General features: G+C 57.3%; 14 protein-coding genes. 3 read left to right on the forward strand and 11 right to left on the reverse strand.

Going from position 1 to position 16,474, the window contains the following annotated elements; translation table 11 throughout:
* Positions 1-44: 44 nt before the first annotated feature.
* From VSQ83_RS01575 to VSQ83_RS01620, 10 genes are all read right to left on the reverse strand, one after another.
* Positions 45-1,607 (reverse strand): SpoVR family protein, encoded by a 1,563-nt coding sequence (locus VSQ83_RS01575; RefSeq protein ID WP_219262874.1) that lies wholly within the window; start codon positions 1,605-1,607, stop codon positions 45-47.
* On the reverse strand, positions 1,604-2,878 hold the full coding sequence (locus tag VSQ83_RS01580) for a YeaH/YhbH family protein (RefSeq protein ID WP_133075305.1): 1,275 nt from the start codon (positions 2,876-2,878) through the stop codon (positions 1,604-1,606). Before VSQ83_RS01580 ends, VSQ83_RS01575 begins: the two co-directional genes overlap by 4 nt.
* A 102-nt stretch (positions 2,879-2,980) precedes the next feature.
* Positions 2,981-4,903: a PrkA family serine protein kinase gene (locus VSQ83_RS01585; RefSeq protein ID WP_019823081.1), complete on the reverse strand. Its 1,923-nt coding sequence runs from the start codon at positions 4,901-4,903 to the stop codon at positions 2,981-2,983.
* A 299-nt stretch (positions 4,904-5,202) separates the two neighbouring features.
* Positions 5,203-5,532, reverse strand: a complete 330-nt coding sequence (glpE, locus tag VSQ83_RS01590; RefSeq protein WP_019823082.1) for a thiosulfate sulfurtransferase GlpE — start codon at positions 5,530-5,532, stop codon at positions 5,203-5,205.
* 33 nt (positions 5,533-5,565) lie between these two features.
* Positions 5,566-6,447, reverse strand: coding sequence for a symmetrical bis(5'-nucleosyl)-tetraphosphatase (locus VSQ83_RS01595; RefSeq protein WP_133075306.1), 882 nt, complete (start codon positions 6,445-6,447; stop codon positions 5,566-5,568).
* Entirely contained in the window at positions 6,447-6,827 is a 381-nt protein-coding gene (gene apaG, locus VSQ83_RS01600; protein ID WP_133075307.1) for a Co2+/Mg2+ efflux protein ApaG, read from the reverse strand. The genes VSQ83_RS01595 and apaG overlap by 1 nt, the downstream gene beginning before the upstream one ends.
* Positions 6,828-6,949: 122 nt before the next feature.
* Positions 6,950-7,768 (reverse strand): 16S rRNA (adenine(1518)-N(6)/adenine(1519)-N(6))-dimethyltransferase RsmA, encoded by an 819-nt coding sequence (rsmA, locus tag VSQ83_RS01605; RefSeq protein WP_219262876.1) that lies wholly within the window; start codon positions 7,766-7,768, stop codon positions 6,950-6,952.
* Entirely contained in the window at positions 7,765-8,754 is a 990-nt protein-coding gene (gene pdxA, locus VSQ83_RS01610; protein ID WP_326425139.1) for a 4-hydroxythreonine-4-phosphate dehydrogenase PdxA, read from the reverse strand. Before pdxA ends, rsmA begins: the two co-directional genes overlap by 4 nt.
* Positions 8,751-10,085 (reverse strand): peptidylprolyl isomerase SurA, encoded by a 1,335-nt coding sequence (surA, locus tag VSQ83_RS01615; RefSeq protein WP_133075310.1) that lies wholly within the window; start codon positions 10,083-10,085, stop codon positions 8,751-8,753. The genes pdxA and surA overlap by 4 nt, the downstream gene beginning before the upstream one ends.
* A complete protein-coding gene (locus VSQ83_RS01620) occupies positions 10,066-12,855 on the reverse strand; it encodes an LPS-assembly protein LptD (RefSeq protein WP_326425141.1) in 2,790 nt (929 codons plus the stop codon). The genes surA and VSQ83_RS01620 overlap by 20 nt, the downstream gene beginning before the upstream one ends.
* Positions 12,856-12,986: 131 nt before the next feature.
* Here VSQ83_RS01620 and VSQ83_RS01625 point away from each other — a divergent pair, with 131 nt between their 5' ends.
* Genes VSQ83_RS01625 through VSQ83_RS01635 form a run of 3 tightly spaced genes read left to right on the forward strand, consistent with a single transcriptional unit; the run spans position 12,987 to position 15,446 of the window.
* The gene (locus VSQ83_RS01625; protein ID WP_133075312.1) at positions 12,987-14,012 is read left to right on the forward strand and encodes an aminoglycoside phosphotransferase family protein; all 1,026 of its coding nucleotides are present in this window, start codon (positions 12,987-12,989) and stop codon (positions 14,010-14,012) included.
* Positions 14,009-14,680 carry an N-acetylmuramate alpha-1-phosphate uridylyltransferase MurU gene (gene murU, locus VSQ83_RS01630; RefSeq protein ID WP_326398578.1) on the forward strand — a complete coding sequence of 224 codons (672 nt, stop codon included), beginning with the start codon at positions 14,009-14,011 and terminating at the stop codon, positions 14,678-14,680. The genes VSQ83_RS01625 and murU overlap by 4 nt, the downstream gene beginning before the upstream one ends.
* 1 nt (position 14,681) lies before the next feature.
* Positions 14,682-15,446, forward strand: a complete 765-nt coding sequence (locus VSQ83_RS01635) for a TerB family tellurite resistance protein (RefSeq protein ID WP_326427672.1) — start codon at positions 14,682-14,684, stop codon at positions 15,444-15,446.
* Between the two features lie 6 nt (positions 15,447-15,452).
* Here VSQ83_RS01635 and VSQ83_RS01640 read toward each other — a convergent pair whose 3' ends face one another.
* Entirely contained in the window at positions 15,453-16,436 is a 984-nt protein-coding gene (locus VSQ83_RS01640; protein WP_326398577.1) for an alpha/beta hydrolase family protein, read from the reverse strand.
* Positions 16,437-16,474: the final 38 nt, after the last annotated feature.

Here is a 16,474-nt window from a genome sequence, read left to right on the forward strand (position 1 = left end):
CGACAGGATAGCGCGTGTGCCGTGTTAACGGAGGCTTGTGTGCATTACAGGTGAATGGCGCCCATATCCAGTCGGCCGCGATCATTGTCGCCGTGATCGCCTTTTGGTGGGACATGATGGACTTTCACGACCTGGTCGCCTTGCAGTGTTTCAAGATGGATATCGAAGCCCCACAAGCGGTGCAGGTGTTTCAAGACCTCGTCGGTTGATTCGCCCAAGGGTTTGCGGTCATGTTGCTGGTGGCGCAGGGTCAGGGAGCGGTCGCCACGGCGGTCGATACTCCAGATTTGTATGTTGGGTTCACGATTGCCCAGGTTGTACTGGGCAGCCAGGGTTTCACGAATGATGCGGTAACCGTTCTCGTCGTGAATGGCGGGTACCAGCAAGTCGTCTTTTTGATCGTCGTCCATGATGCTGAACAATTTCAGATCGCGGATTACTTTGGGTGACAGGTATTGCAGGATAAAACTCTCGTCCTTGAAACTGCTCATGGCGAACTTGATGCTTGATAGCCAGTCGCTGCCTGCCAGGTCAGGGAACCAGTAACGGTCCTCGTCGGTTGGGTGTTCGCAAATGCGCCGGATGTCGCAATACATTGCAAACCCCAGTGCGTAGGGGTTGATGCCGCTGTAGTAAGGGCTGTCAAAGCCGGGTTGGAACACCACGCTGGTGTGGGAAATGAGGAACTCCATCATGAAGCCTTCGGTCACCAGGCCTTCGTCGTAGAGGTCGTTCATCAAGGTGTAGTGCCAGAAAGTAGCCCAGCCCTCGTTCATCACTTGCGTTTGCCGTTGTGGGTAAAAGTACTGTGCAATCTTGCGCACGATACGCACAACTTCGCGTTGCCAGGGCTCCAGCAGCGGCGCGTGTTTTTCTATGAAATAGAGGATGTTTTCCTGAGGTTCGTCGGGGAAGCGCGCGTTATCTTTCTCGCTTAGTTTGTCTGCGCTTTTAGGGATGGTGCGCCACAAATCGTTAATCTGCTTTTGCAGATGCTCTTCGCGCTCTTTTTGGCGACGGCGTTCCTCTTCAGCTGAAATCGGATCGGGTCGTTTGTAGCGGTCTACACCGTAGTTCATCAAGGCATGGCAGGAGTCGAGCAGGTCTTCGACCGCATCGATGCCGTGGCGCTCCTCACATTGCATGATGTACTGCTTGGCGAACACCAGGTAGTCGATGATCGAACTGGCGTCCGTCCAGGTGCGAAACAGGTAGTTACCCTTGAAGAAGCTGTTATGCCCATAGCACGCATGGGCCACCACCAGTGCTTGCATGCAGATGGTGTTTTCTTCCATCAGGTAAGCAATGCACGGGTCAGAGTTGATGACGATTTCGTAGGCCAGCCCCATCTGCCCACGGGTGTATGACTTTTCGGTGCTCAAAAAGTGTTTGCCATAGGACCAGTGGTGATACCCCAGCGGCATGCCCACTGAAGCGTAGGCGTCCATCATCTGTTCGGCAGTAATCACTTCGATCTGGTTGGGATAGGTATCCAGCGCATAGCGTTCGGCCAGGCGACCGATTTCACGGTCGTAAGCCTGGATCAGGTCAAAGGTCCACTCTGAGCCAGTGGAGATGGGTTGGCGTTTATTCTCTTTGGCGGTCATGTCACTAACCTGCGCTGGAAGAGTTCACGGAAGACCGGATAAATATCGCCGGCCGAGACCAGTTGTTGCTGCGCGAAGGTGTCGGAAAACGCCTCGCTGATGCGTTCGTATTCGTACCAGAGGGCCTGATGTTCGCGCGGTGTAATCTCTACATAAGTGTAGTACTGCACGAATGGCATGATCTGGTTGATCAGAATGTCGCGGCAAATGGGTGAGTCATCGTTCCAGTTATCCCCGTCAGAGGCTTGCGCTGCGTAGATATTCCACTCGTTGGTGGGGTAGCGCTCGGCCATGATCTCCTGCATCAGTTTGAGTGCGCTTGAGACGATGGTGCCGCCGGTTTCTCTTGAGTAGAAAAACTCCTCTTCATCCACTTCGCGTGCACTGGTGTGGTGGCGAATAAACACGACGTCGATTTTGTCGTAGTTCCGCTTCAGGAACAGGTACAGCAAGATGAAAAATCGTTTGGCGATGTCTTTCGTGGCTTGGGTCATGGAGCCAGAAACGTCCATCAGGCAGAACATGACGGCCTTGGAGCTGGGGTTGGGTTGCTTGACCAGCAGGTTGTACTTGAGGTCAAAGGTATCGAGGAAAGGTACGCGGTGAATTCGTGCGCTAAGTTTCTCGATTTCGGCCTCTACGGCTTTGATATCGCCGAAGTTATCGGGCTCTTCGCGCTTTAATCGTTCCAGCTCAGCCTTGGCCTCCCTGAGTTTTGCCCGACTGCTGCCTGAAAGGGCAATGCGCCGGGCGTGAGCTGAGCGCAAGGTACGAATGATATTGATGCGAGACGGGTTGCCCTCGTTGCTGATACCGGCGCGTACGGTTTTAAAGGTGTCAGTTCCGGTCAGGTTGCGTTTGACCAGATTGGGGAGTTCAAGGTCTTCGAACATGAATTCGAGGAACTCTTCCTGGGTAATCTGGAATACGAACTCATCCATGCCTTCGCCGGAATTGCCAGCTTTTCCGGGCCCACCGCCGCCGCCCGCTCCGCCTTGAGGCCGGGGAATGTGTTCGCCGCTGGTGAACTCCTTGTTGCCAGGGTGAACTACGGTTTGCTTGCCACCGCGCCCATGGTGAAGCACCGGCTCATCGATATCGCGGCCGGGAATGCTGATTTGCTCGCCATGTTCCATATCCGTTATGGAGCGGCGGCCCACGGCCTCTTCTACGGCCTTTTTGATGTGGTCACGGTAGCGCCGCAGAAAGCGCTGACGGTTTACCGTGCTCTTGTTCTTGCCATTGAGGCGTCGGTCGATCACATAGCTCATTAGGCCCTCCGGGCAGCTTCAAGTTGTGAGCTGCAAGCTGCAAGTCCAGGCAATTACGCGTGCCTGGTCCTTGCAGCTTGAGGCTTGAGGCTTACAGCTGCCTCACTGCGACTTGCGGACCCGCAGGTACCACTCGGAGAGCAGCCGTACTTGTTTGTCGGTATAGCCGCGTTCGACCATTCGAGTGACGAAGTCGTTGTGTTTCTGTTGGTCCTCTTTGCTCGCCTTGGCGTTGAAACTGATAACCGGCAGCAGGTCCTCGGTGTTGGAGAACATTTTCTTCTCGATCACCACGCGCAACTTCTCGTAGCTGAGCCAGGTAGGGTTCTTGCCGTTGTTGTTGGCGCGGGCACGCAGAACGAAATTGACGATTTCGTTGCGGAAATCTTTCGGGTTGCTGATGCCGGCCGGTTTTTCGATTTTTTCCAGTTCTTCGTTCAGGGCTACGCGGTTAAGGATCTCACCGGTTTCCGGATCGCGGTATTCCTGGTCCTGAATCCAGAAGTCGGCGTACAGCACGTAGCGATCGAAGATGTTTTGCCCGTATTCGCTGTAGGACTCCAGGTAAGCCGTCTGGATTTCCTTGCCGATAAACTCGATGTAGCGCGGCGCCAGGTATTCCTTGAGGAAGCGCAGGTAGCGCTCACGGGTTTCGGCCTGGAACTGTTCCTGCTCGATCTGCTGTTCGAGTACATAGAGCAGGTGAACGGGGTTTGCTGCAATTTCGTGGGGATCGAAGTTGAATACCTTGGACAGGATCTTGAACGCGAATCGGGTCGAAAGCCCGTTCATGCCTTCGTCGACGCCCGCGTTGTCGCGGTATTCCTGAATGGATTTGGCTTTCGGATCGGTGTCCTTGAGGTTCTCACCGTCATATACCCGCATCTTGGAGTAGATGTTGGAGTTTTCCGGCTCTTTGAGGCGCGAAAGAACAGTGAACTGGGCCAGCATTTTCAAGGTGTCGGGTGCGCAATGGGCTTTGGCCAGTGAGCTGTTGAACAGCAGTTTGTCGTAGATTTTTACTTCGTCACTGACGCGCAGGCAGTACGGCACTTTGACGATGTAGATCCGGTCGATAAACGCTTCGTTGTTCTTGTTGTTGCGGAAGGTGTGCCACTCCGATTCGTTTGAGTGGGCCAACAGGATACCGGTAAACGGAATGGCCCCCAGACCTTCGGTACTGTTGTAGTTGCCTTCTTGAGTGGCAGTCAGCAGTGGGTGCAGCACCTTGATCGGCGCCTTGAACATCTCCACGAATTCCATCAGGCCCTGGTTGGACCGGCACAGCGCGCCCGAATAGCTGTAGGCATCGGCGTCGTTCTGCGGGAATTCTTCCAGTTTTCGAATATCAACCTTGCCGACCAGGGCTGAAATGTCCTGGTTGTTTTCATCGCCGGGTTCGGTTTTGGCGACACCGATCTGGTTGAGAATCGAGGGATAGAGTTTCACTACGCGGAACTGGCTGATGTCACCACCAAATTCGGCCAGACGCTTGGTGGCCCACGGCGACATGATGGTACTCAAGTAGCGTTTCGGGATGCCGAAATCTTCTTCGAGGATCGCGCCATCTTCTGTGGCGTTGAACAGCCCCAAAGGCGATTCGAAGACCGGCGAGCCCTTGATCGCATAGAAGGGCACCTTTTCGATCAGTTGCTTTAGCTTTTCGGCAAGGGATGACTTGCCGCCCCCGACCGGGCCCAGCAGGTAGAGGATTTGTTTCTTCTCTTCCAGGCCCTGCGCAGCATGGCGGAAGTAGGAGACGATCTGGTCAATGCATTCTTCCATCCCATGGAAGTCTTCAAAGGCCGGATAACGACGAATCACCTTGTTGGAGAAGATTCGTGACAGACGAGAGTCGTTTGAGGTGTCCAGCAGTTCCGGTTCACCAATGGCCAGCAGTAGCCTTTCAGCAGCAGAGGCATAAGTGCTTTTGTCTTGCTTGCACAGCTCCAGATACTCCTGGAGCGTGAGCTCTTCCTGGCGTGTGGATTCAAAGCGTTGTTGGAAGTGGCTAAAAATACTCATGACGTCACCTCGCTCGATACGTGGAGTCGGCGATAGATCGGTCAGTTCGAGTGCTGGCATGCAGCAGCATTTCAGCTGCTGTGTACCCCCCAGGACACCATCAAGGTGGCTAAGCCCTTGAAGTTACTACCGATGATCCATTCGCCGGTGTACCGGCTCTCCCCAGATTTGGATGGCCTGAGGTAAAGGATAGTTGGTAATCCGGGAGGTCAAGGCGAGATGCATGAATTGTTGCGCCTGACCGTTGGTCAGGAAGGGCGCCAGCCCTCTGATACCGGGGGCTGGCGCTGAAAAAAATATTATTCGGCAGTGCTTTGCGCGGTTTCGTTCGGATAAGTTGCACGCCACAGCTCGAAGCCGCCATCAAGGCTGTAGACCTCGCTAAAACCCTGGCTCACCAAATACGCCGCGGCGCTTTGGCTGGAGTTGCCGTGGTAACAGGCAACGATCAGGGGGGCGTCGAGGTCCGCGTTGGCGATGAAGTCATGCAGTGAGTGGTTGTCCAGGTGCTTCGCGCCGCTGATATGACTGGCGGCAAAGGCCTGTGGATCACGCACATCAACTACGACGGCGCCTTGTTCGCGCAAGGCCTGGGCCTGCTCTGGCGGGATACGTTTGAATTCGGTCATGGGGAGGTTCCTGTGGCCTGACAGCGGGCGCGGTTAGCTGGCGCCCAAGGGTTGGGAAGGTGGGGCGGTTTGCAGGGCGATGGAGGGCGCCGCAAGGGCCGGGTCGTCGCAATCGCAGATCAGGCGCTGACCGGTATCGACGTTGAGCAGAGTCATGGCGCCTCCCCAGACACAGCCAGTATCGAGAGCGAAGATGCCAGGCTCCTTGCAGTTGCCTTCCAGCGCTGCCCAATGCCCAAAGATGATCTTGAGCCCTTGGGTTTTGCGTTCTTTATAACTGAACCAAGGCGCGTAGCCTGGCGGTGCGCTACCGATGCCTTCTTTGCTTTTGAGGTCGAGCTTGCCTTCTCGGGTACAAAAACGCATCCGGGTGAAATAGTTGGTGATAACCCGTAAACGGGTGACGCCCGTCAGCTCGTTGTCCCACTTGGCAGGGTCGTTGCCGTACATTCCGTCCAGGTAAGGCCCGATGAGGTTGTCATCACGCAACGCATGTTCAACTTCACTGGCACACTTGAGGGCTTTTTTCAGTGTCCACTGCGGCGGTATTCCGGCATGCACCAGTGCAATATTGCGCTCGGCATCGTGATGCAGAAGAGGTTGCTGGCGTAACCAGCTCAGCAGTTCATCACAATCGGGAGCCTGGAGGATTTCACGCAGGGTATCGCCTTTTTTCAGGCGCTCGGCGTTATGGCCGACGGCCAGCAGGTGTAGGTCATGGTTGCCCAGCACGCACACCAGTGATTCTCGCATGCGGTACAAAAAGCGCAGGGTTTCCAGCGATTCCGGGCCACGGTTGACCAGGTCGCCCACCAGCCAGAGCTTGTCTCTGTCAGGGGCGAAGGCTACGCGTTCGAGCAGGCGTTTGAGAGGCTTCAAGCAGCCTTGCAGATCGCCAACGGCATATACCGCCATCAGTGCAGGGCCCCGGGGACCGCAAGGCGGAAGGGCGCAATGACGGCTTTGAACTCATGACCGTCGTCGGCATGCATCAGGTAGCTGCCTTGCATGGTGCCGACTTTGGTCGTGATGACCGAACCGCTGCTGTAGGAGTGCTCGCTACCGGGGGCGATTGTAGGTTGCAAACCCACAACGCCAGCGCCACGAACTTCTTCTACATGGCCATCGCCGTCGGTGATTACCCAATGCCGGGACAGCAGTTTTGCGGGTATTGAGCCGTTATTGCGCACCGTGATGGTATAGGCAAAGGCAAAACGCTGATGTTCAGGCTGCGATTGTTCTGGCAGGTAACGCGTGACGACACTGACGTCGACCAGGTAGCGGGGATCGTGCATGCGAGAGGCCTTACGTGAAAGCGAAGACACAGTTCGGGATAAAACTGATGCCTGAGTCTAGGCCAAACAACGTGTACTAGGCCAGACGTTGCGTCCGGCCCAGTACCCGTTTTTCTCGGCAATCAGTCGGCAGAGGGCGCTACGACAGGCTGTTCGCTGAGCTTGTCGGCCAGGCGCACAAAGGCGGCAAGGTCGAGTTGCTCCGGACGTTTGCTGCCATCAACGCCAGCGGCTTCGATTTCATCGTTGCTGAGCAAGGCTTTGAGGGTGTTGCGCAGGGTTTTACGACGCTGGTTGAATGCTTCACGAACCACGCGTTCAAGCAGTCGATGGTCCTTGGCTGGATGTGGCAGCACTTCGTGCGGCACCAGTCGGACAATTGCCGAATCAACTTTTGGCGGCGGATTGAATGCACCTGGGCCTACGTTGAACAGGTGTTCGACGCGGCAGTGGTACTGGACCATGATCGAAAGACGACCCCAGTCGCCACCGCCAGGACCGGCGGCCATGCGTTCAACCACTTCTTTTTGCAGCATGAAGTGCATGTCGCGGATCAGGTCGGCATTTTTCAGCAGGTGAAAAATCAGCGGTGTGGAGATGTTGTACGGCAGGTTGCCGACTACTCGCAGAGTACGGGGTGCAGCGTTGAGGCTTTTGAAGTCGAACTTCAGCGCGTCACCCTGGTGCAGGGTGAAGTTGCTCATCCCTGCGAATTGCCGATTGAGGATCGGGATCAGGTCTTTGTCGAGTTCCACGACGTCAAGTTGACCACCGCTGTTGAGAATGCCTTCGGTCAGGGCCCCCTGGCCCGGGCCGATTTCCAGCAGGCGATCGTCAGCCTTGGCGTGGATGGCGCGCAGGATACGGTCAATAACGCCTGCATCGTGCAGGAAGTTCTGGCCAAAGCGCTTGCGCGCCTTGTGTTGGTATTGCTCGTTCATATACGGGTCTCGGCCATCTGGTAGGCGGTTTCCAGGGCGACTTGCAGGCTGCCGGTGTCGATTTTGCCGCTACCTGCCAGATCCAGGGCGGTACCGTGGTCGACAGAGGTGCGGATAATCGGTAAGCCCAGGGTGATGTTGACTGCGGCACCAAACCCTTTGTACTTGAGTACGGGCAGGCCTTGGTCGTGGTACATCGCCAGCACTGCGTCGCAGTGTTCCAGATATTTTGGGGTAAACAGAGTGTCGGCAGGCAGCGGGCCACGCAGGTCCATGCCCTCGCTGCGCAGGCGCTCCAGGGTTGGTTCGATGATGTCGATTTCTTCATGGCCCAAGTGCCCGCCTTCACCGGCATGGGGGTTTAGCCCGCAGACCAGGATACGCGGTTGGGCAATGCCGAATTTTTGTTGCAGGTCGGCGTGCAGGATACGGGTAACCCGCATCAGTCGCTCGGAGGTGATTGCATCGCTGACCTGACGAAGTGGCAGGTGAGTCGTGACCAGAGCTACGCGCAGTCCGCGAGTGGCAAGCATCATTACCACTTGCTCGGTATGAGTCAGGTCAGCGAGGAATTCGGTGTGGCCAGAAAACGGAATGCCCGCTTCGTTAATCACGCCTTTGTGCACGGGGGCGGTGATCATTCCTGCAAAGTTGCCACTCAGGCAGCCTTGGGCGGCGCGGGTCAGGGTTTGCAGCACAAAGGCTGCGTTGGCCTTGTCCAGCGTGCCAGCGGTGACGGTGGCATTCAGGGGGGTATCCCACACGTACAAACTGCCTGCAGGCGCCGGTTGTTCGGGCCAGTTGCCAGGCCCTACAGACAGCAGGCTGACAGCCACACCGAGCTGCGCTGCCCGCTCAAGGAGCAGGTCGCGGCTGGTGATGGCAATCAGGGGGTGTGGCTGTTGCTGCGAGGCGAGCAGCAGGCACAGGTCTGGACCTATGCCTGCCGGTTCACCGGGTGTCAGGGCAAAGCGCTGTGCTTTCACTGCGCGGCCTGATCTGCGCTGTCAGTTCCGGTTGCGCCTGGCAGCTTGATTTCAACGTAGGCTTCGTCGCGGATCTGACGCAGCCAGGATTGCAGCTCTTCGTCGTACTTGCGGTTACGCAAAGCGTTCATTGCCTGTTGCTCGCGTGCCTGGGTGGTGCTGTCAGTGGCGCGACGGCCAAGGACTTCCAGTACATGCCAGCCGTATTGGCTTTTGAAGGGTTTGGACAGCACGCCTTGTGGTGTGTCGGCCATTGCTTCGCGGAACTCGGGTACCAGCGAGTTGGGGTCAACCCAGTTCAGATCGCCGCCGTTAAGAGCGGAACCCGGGTCTTCGGAGTAGTTTTTAGCCAATTCTGCAAAGTCTTCGCCGGCGCTGATGCGCTCGTAAAGTTTCTCTGCCAGCGCCTTGGTGGCCGCTTCGCTGCGAATTTCGCTTGGTTTGATCAGGATGTGGCGAACATGCACTTCGTCCACAACCACTGTTTCGCCGCCGCGTTTTGCATTCAGCTTGAGGATGATGAAGCCGCCAGGCGTACGCACTGGCGGTGTTACGTCACCCACAGGCATCTCGCTGAGCATGCGGTCAAAAGGAGGTGGCAGTTGAGCTGCTTTACGCCAGCCCATGTCGCCGCCTTCCAGTGCAGTGTCGCTGCCGGAGCGAGCGATAGCCATTTGCCCGAAGTCCGCGCCTTGCTTGAGCTTGTTGTAGACATCTTCGGCTTGCTTGGCGGCGTTCTGGATGGCATCTGAACTCGCGCTCTCAGGCGTTGGAATCAGGATGTTGGCCAGGTTGTATTCTTCGGACATCTGCATTTTGCCCAGATCCGAAGCCAGGAAGTTTTTCACTTCCTGATCCGTTACCTGGATGCGCTCAGCCACACGGCGTTGACGCACACGGCTGATGATCATCTCGCGACGTACCTGCTCGCGGGCATCTTCATAAGACAGGCCGTCGCGGGCCAAAGCCTGGCGGAACTGTTCGATGGTCATGTTATTGCGCTGGGCAATGGTGCCGATGGCCTGGTTCAGTTCTTCATCCGTGATACGGATGCCTGAACGCTCGCCGATCTGCAGTTGCAGGTTTTCGACGATCAGGCGTTCAAGCACCTGCTGGTCCAGAACGCTGGCAGGGGGAACACCCTGGCCACGCTTGGCGATGGTTTGCTGAACTTCGTGGACGCGCTGATCCAGTTGGCTCTGCATGATCACGTCGTTATCGACAATGGCCACCACTTTATCCAGGGGTTGTACCGCAGCGCTGGCTGCAGTACCCAGGAACAACGCGCCCAGCATTAGCGGGCGCAGACACTCAGAAAGCTTGATCTTCACGTTCACGATAACCTTGGATGCCTTTGTCGAGGAAGCTCTCTACTTTGGTGCCAACAACGCCACCGAGACCTTTCAGCACAACTTGGAGGAAGAGACCATGGTCGCCCTTCTCGTTAAGAGGGGCTTCTTGGGTGTACTCGTCGTTGGATACCCAATAACGGCTGATCAGACGAAGCTTCCAGCAGCAGTTGTCGTACTCGAAACCACCGAAGGCTTCCAGGGTACGGTTGCGGTTGTAGTCGTACTGCCAGCGGCTGATGGCATTCCATTGAGGCACGATCGGCCAGATAACCGAGAAGTCGTGCTGCTGGATTTTGTAGTAATCCTTAACATAACCGGGCTCACCCTTGGTGCCGAAATCGCCACCGCCAACGATCCATTTGCCGGTGTACTGGTCGTAGCGAACCTGGTCGTTGCGATAGCGATAGCCGATGTTGACGACCTTGTTCGGGTTGTCTTCGGGCTGGTAGTGCATCATCGCACTGCCAGAACGCGGGCTGCGGCTTTCCGGGTCCCAGTTGTAGTCGGCAGTGGCACGCCAGTCGCGGTTGAAGCGATAGGCGTACTCCAGCGCATACGGCGACATGCTGGAAGTTGAATCCTTGCGGTCGTCTTCAATGCCAGGCAACTGAACCTTGCGGTCCTTGAAGTAATAGGCCTGGCCCACGCTGATGCGTTGACGCTCGAAACCGTTGTCTTCGATCAGGCGGCTGGTCAGACCCAACGACAGCTTGTTCTCGTCGCCGACGCGGTCAGTGCCGGTGAAGCGGTTGTCACGCCACAGCGAGGAATAGCTGAAGGTGCTTTCGCTGGTGTCGAAAATCGGGATGTTGTCCTGATTGCGCTCAGGGACATACAGATAGAACGCACGCGGCTCCAGGGTCTGGCGGTAGTTGGTGCCGAACCAGTTGGTGTTGCGATCGAAGTACAGCCCGCTGTCGACGCTTGCAATTGGTACGCTGCGGTTCTGAGAACCTTTGTAAACGCCGCCCTTGTAAGTTGTTCCATTTGCCGCAGCTAAGGCTTGCGCTTTAACAATGTCACTCTTGCCGGTGCCATCCAGATCCAGGTCGTACTGGGTGTACATGTACTTGAGGGACGGCGTGAGGTAGCCGTAGCTCCAGTTCAGCGGCAGGCTGACACTCGGGGCAAGGTTCATACGTGTGCCGTTGGCTCGGGCAAGGCCTTCAACATTGGTATCAAGTCGTTTGGATGGTAGGCCGTCTTGGTCGTAGAACAACCCGTTTTCCAGATCGCGATCGAATCGAACCAGCTCGGTGTTGTAGGCGATGTTCAGGCCGCCCGGTTGCTGTGGCAGTTCACCATTAAGGGTCAGTTGCGGCAGCATGTTGTAAGGCGTGATCTGAGTAACAGTGGCCAGTTGATAGGCCTGTGCGTTCAGCTTGGCGGTATAGCTGTCGCCACGATAGCTGACGGCACCTTGCTGGTTAACGTAATCACGGCTTTCAACGCCGATCTGATCACTTTCCAGGTCCTGGAAGTAATACGGGTCGCTGATTTTGGTGTAGTCGACTTCGGTCAGTACACGGGAATCGAGGCCACTCTTGTGCTGCCAGTTGAGCATGTAGCGCTTGTCGGTGTAGTCGGTCTGGCGCTTGCGGTCGTCGTTATCGTCGTTGAGGTACGCGGCACCGAACTGGCCTTCGCTGGACTCGGTCAGGTAACGGAACTCGCCTTCCATCAACAAGCCGCGCTTGGTCATGTAGCGCGGGTACAACGTGGCATCGTAGTTGGGTGCCAGGTTGAAGTAGTACGGGGTCACGAGCATGAAGCCGGTGTCGGAGCTGCTGCTGAAGGACGGCGGCAGGAAACCGGACTGACGGCGATCGTCGATCGGGAAGTAGATGTACGGGGTGTAGAACACCGGAATGTCCTTGACCCGCAGCGTCACGTTGGTCGCCGTACCGAAACCGGTAGCCGGGTTCAACGTGATGTTGTTGCCCTTGAGTTGCCAGGCGTTGCTGCTGGGTTCGCACGTGGTGTACGTACCATCCTTGAGGCGGATGATCGAGTCTTCGGCACGCTTGGCGTACAGCGCACTGCCGCGAATGCGCGACTTGTGCAGCACGTATTCGGCGTTGTCGACCTTGGCCGCACCCGTATCCAGTTGAACATCGGCGTGGTCGCCTACGATCAGGGCCCCGTTGTCGCGCAGGCGAACCTTGCCATTGAGTTCGCCACGGCTTTCAGCCTGATACAGGCTGGCTTCGTCGGCTTCGATCTGCATGCTGCCCTGACGCATTACGACGTCACCGGCCAGGGTCGCGACCTGCTCTTCCTGCTGATAGCGGGAGGCCTTGGCGCCGATAAAGGTCGGGGAATCGCTTTTGCTGGTCGTGTCGTTCATGCCCGGACGGATGGGCTCTACGTACGAACCGGCGCAGTACGGACCGGTTTCGGCCAGTTGCGCTGCGGTCAGTTTGTCACGTGGCACCCAGTCGAGATGGCTGTAGTCGTCACTGCGCGCTTTTAGCGCACGGCCTTTGGCCTCAGTCACCAGCGGGGCCTGTTTGACCTGCTCGCTGGTTTCACCGCTTGCACCTACAGACCCGTCGGCATGGGCCGGACGCGGTGGCAGTTGCGGCACGCTGTTTTTTGGTGCGCAATCCCAGCCACCCGAAGCCGACACGGAACAGTCATACTGCTCCTCGGCAAACGCGAACGGCGTGGCTAGAGGTTGCATGGCCAGCAAACTGCCGGTTACCAGCAACGGAAATTTTTTACGAAACGCGGGGGATTTCAATGCCATCTTATTAGTCCGGGCTTCCTGCGTGCCATCAGCCCGCGGTGGGGGACCGCACGCCTATCGATGGTCTGGAAAAGATTCTGGATAATAAAGCATGACCCGCTTGACGGCTAGCACCGTCGGAGACCCTTGTAATGCCTGACCAAGATGTACGCTTGCAACACCTGAAAGTTTGGCTGGATGAGCAGTTGGCAACCTTGTTCGCGAATGAGGGGTGGGGTGCTGTGCCCCCGGCCACGCTGACTGCTGCCAGTAGCGATGCGAGTTTCAGACGCTATTTTCGCTGGGAAGGCGAGGGTCGCAGTTTTGTCGTCATGGATGCGCCGCCGCCCCAGGAAAACTGCAAACCTTTCGTCGATATTGCCGATTTGTTGCGTACTTGCCAGATAAACGTACCGAAAGTTTATGCCCAGGACCTCGATCGCGGCTTTCTTTTGCTCAACGATCTGGGCAATAAAACCTTTCTCGACGTGATTAACAGCACCAATGCCGATGAGCTGTTCAAGGATGCGATCGAAGCCTTGCTGGCGTTTCAGCAACTGCCGATGGTCGAGCCGTTGCCCAGCTATGACGTGGCCTTGTTGCGCCGCGAGCTTGAGCTGTTCCCCGAGTGGTACGTACGGGCTCACCTGGGTGTTGACTTCAATGAACAGCAACTGGCTGCCTGGCAACGGGTCAGCACACTGCTGATCGACAGTGCGCTGGCACAGCCCAAGGTGCTGGTGCACCGCGACTTTATGCCACGCAACCTGATGCTCAGTATTCCCAATCCCGGTGTGCTGGACTTTCAGGACGCCGTGTATGGCCCGGTGACGTATGACATCACCTGCCTGTTCAAGGACGCCTTTCTGAGCTGGCCCGAAGAGCGCGTGCGTGCCTGGCTGCAGGATTACTGGAAGCTGGCATTGCCCCTGGGCATCCCGGTGCAATCGAACTTTGAAGAGTTCCTGCGCGCCAGCGACCTGATGGGTGTGCAGCGGCACTTGAAAGTGATCGGCATTTTTGCCCGCATTTGTCACCGTGATGGCAAACCGCGCTACCTGGCCGATGTACCGCGCTTCTTCTCTTATATAGAAGGCGTGTTGGCGCGGCGTCCTGAGTTGGCCGAGTTGGGTGAGCTGTTCGCCAGCCTTGGACTCGTCAGCGAGGCCGATGCATGAAAGCGATGATTCTGGCTGCCGGCAAGGGCGAGCGCTTGCGGCCACTGACCCTGCACACACCAAAGCCATTGATTTGCGCTGGCGGTGTGCCACTTATCGAGTACCACTTGCGGGCACTGGCGGCGGCGGGGTTTACCGAGATCGTGATCAATCACGCTTGGCTGGGCCAGCAAATTGAAGATCACCTGGGGGACGGTTCGCGCTTTGGCGTCAGCATCCGTTACTCCCCTGAGGGCGAGCCACTTGAAACCGGTGGCGGGATTTTCAAGGCGTTGCCATTGTTGGGTACTGAACCTTTTGCGGTAGTGAACGGTGATATCTGGACCGATTACGACTTTGGCGCCTTGCGTCAACCGCTGACGGGGCTGGCCCACCTGGTATTGGTGGATAACCCGGCGCATCACCCCACCGGTGATTTCTGCCTGAACGGCAAGCAGGTTGAAGATGGTGTGCCAGGTAGCGATACGTTGACCTACAGCGGTATTGCCGTGCTCCACCCGGAGTTGTTCAGGGAATGCACGGCAGGTGCTTTCAAGCTGGCACCTCTGTTGCGCAAGGCGATGGTTGCAGGGCAAGTAACGGGTGAGCGTTTGCTCGGGCACTGGGTCGATGTGGGCACACATGAACGTCTGGCCGAGGTCGAGTCGCTGATTGAGAGCTCCCGCTAAAATGCTGTGGCCAGGGACTCTCGTTGGAGCCGGAGCGGGTTTTTTTATAGCCAGCATTCCGGGGGCCATGCTCGGGGCTTTATTGGGGCAAGCGCTGGACCGGCGCTTGCAGCTGCACAGTTGGGCGCATTTGCTTGAGCGCCTGGGTGCCCGGCCGGTGTTGCGCAACGATGAGCTGTTATTTGTGCTGCTCGGTCGACTGGCGAAAAGTGGAGGGCGAGTCGTGGACAGGCACATCGAGCAGGCGCGGCTTGAAATGCGTCAGCTCGACATGGAGCCCGCAGCCCAGAAGCGTGCCATTGCGGCGTTCAATCGCGGCAAGTCAGGTAATGATTCGTTGCGCGGCTACCTGCGGCGTCTTAAAGCTCAGCCCCATGCGGCAGAAGGTGTGTTGCGCGCCTGCTGGCGGATGATACTGGCTGATGGCCGCGTTGCGCCCCAGGAGCGTGAGTTGATCACGCGCTGGGGGAGCTGGCTGGGCTGGACACGGCAACAGGTTCTGGCACTGGGGGGCGAATATGACGCCCCTAAAAAGCCGGTGACGACTCGCGCCGGGACTTATCAGCAATCGCTGACCTTGCTTGGGGTTACGGCTACCAGTGATCCTGCGCAGATCAAACGTGCCTATCGACGATTGCTCAGCCGTCACCATCCGGACAAGGTTGCTGGCACAGGTGCCAGTACGCTGCAGGTAAGAGAGGCCACGGAAAAAACCCGTGAGCTGCATCAGGCCTACGCCTTTATCCGTGAACAGCACGGTTTTTAACGGCGCTTACTTGTCCACAGGCTGGGGGCTGAGCCAGCCGCGAACACGACGAAACAGTTGCTCCTGTTCGCCATCCCGATTTCCCGGGATGGCGAATAATCCTACCTGCTTGAAATTCGAACCGTTGGCTCGCTTGCTTGCCTGCAATCGTTGCAAGGCGGCTTCGCGGGCAAGTGGCTGGTCCTTGTAGAAAATATCCAGCAGTGCCACGTCGAGGGCGGGTGTCAGTTGGCTCAGCTCTGACTTTGCCTGGGCGGGTGTGTGCGCAGAAATCATGACCAGTTTCTGAATCTGGGCCGGGTGCTTTGCGCTGATATAGCGCGATGCCCAGTAGGCGCCTGAGCCGTGGCCGAGCAAAACAATACTGCGCATGTTTTGTTTCTGGGCAAAGGAGATGGCCGCGTCGATGCGGGCAAAGATGCGCTCGGCATCCGCTTCGCTCAAAGCATCAACGGTTTCAATGCTCTCGGGCTCCGGGCTTTCGGTGCCTGCACTGGCCGCCTGCTCGATGGGTTTGGCTGTGGTGCTGGCTGCTTTGCTGCTACTGTCTGTCGCTAATGTCGTAGGAGTTTTTTCTGGTTCGTCTTCCCGCGCCTGACTGGCTTCGCTTTGCATGTCCGGCAAGCTCAGGCTCAGGCTGGCCCAGTTGGCGTCCGGAAGCTTGTTGCGCAGAGGGCCGACAACCAGCGGCCAGTCGGCGGTTTCACCGGCCCCGGGAATGATGATCACCGCACCTTGAGGGGCGGTGCTGTTGGCGGGTTTCCAGAGGGCAAGAAAGCTGTCGCCCGGGGCTTGAAGCTGTTGCTGTTCGTGTTGCGGAACCTGTCGCTCAAGAGCCGCCGCGTCTTCCTGGCTACGCTCGGGCAGCGGTTCACGCACGGCAGGTTTGGGCTGGGCCTCGGCCTCGGCTTCTGTTGCAAACACTGGCGAGGCGAGTGGCAATAGCAGCGACATGTACAAGGCCGGTAGTACCAGACGATAAGAAAACATCAGTGATTCCAGGCCAGAAGTAGTCCCGGCAGCGTAAT

The organism is Pseudomonas sp. DSV-1 (genome assembly GCF_035830915.1).
GTDB lineage: Bacteria > Pseudomonadota > Gammaproteobacteria > Pseudomonadales > Pseudomonadaceae > Aquipseudomonas.

Excerpts from the sequence above, each read along its gene's own strand:
- VSQ83_RS01575 (WP_219262874.1), bottom strand. The coding sequence starts at position 1,607 with ATGACCGCCAAAGAGAATAAACGCCAACCCATCTCCACTGGCTCAGAG.
- rsmA (WP_219262876.1), bottom strand. The coding sequence starts at position 7,768 with ATGAACGAGCAATACCAACACAAGGCGCGCAAGCGCTTTGGCCAGAAC.
- VSQ83_RS01580 (WP_133075305.1), bottom strand. The coding sequence starts at position 2,878 with ATGAGCTATGTGATCGACCGACGCCTCAATGGCAAGAACAAGAGCACG.
- murU (WP_326398578.1), top strand. The coding sequence starts at position 14,009 with ATGAAAGCGATGATTCTGGCTGCCGGCAAGGGCGAGCGCTTGCGGCCA.
- VSQ83_RS01620 (WP_326425141.1), bottom strand. The coding sequence starts at position 12,855 with ATGGCATTGAAATCCCCCGCGTTTCGTAAAAAATTTCCGTTGCTGGTA.
- VSQ83_RS01585 (WP_019823081.1), bottom strand. The coding sequence starts at position 4,903 with ATGAGTATTTTTAGCCACTTCCAACAACGCTTTGAATCCACACGCCAG.
- VSQ83_RS01640 (WP_326398577.1), bottom strand. The coding sequence starts at position 16,436 with ATGTTTTCTTATCGTCTGGTACTACCGGCCTTGTACATGTCGCTGCTA.
- VSQ83_RS01635 (WP_326427672.1), top strand. The coding sequence starts at position 14,682 with ATGCTGTGGCCAGGGACTCTCGTTGGAGCCGGAGCGGGTTTTTTTATA.
- VSQ83_RS01625 (WP_133075312.1), top strand. The coding sequence starts at position 12,987 with ATGCCTGACCAAGATGTACGCTTGCAACACCTGAAAGTTTGGCTGGAT.
- glpE (WP_019823082.1), bottom strand. The coding sequence starts at position 5,532 with ATGACCGAATTCAAACGTATCCCGCCAGAGCAGGCCCAGGCCTTGCGC.
- apaG (WP_133075307.1), bottom strand. The coding sequence starts at position 6,827 with ATGCACGATCCCCGCTACCTGGTCGACGTCAGTGTCGTCACGCGTTAC.
- VSQ83_RS01595 (WP_133075306.1), bottom strand. The coding sequence starts at position 6,447 with ATGGCGGTATATGCCGTTGGCGATCTGCAAGGCTGCTTGAAGCCTCTC.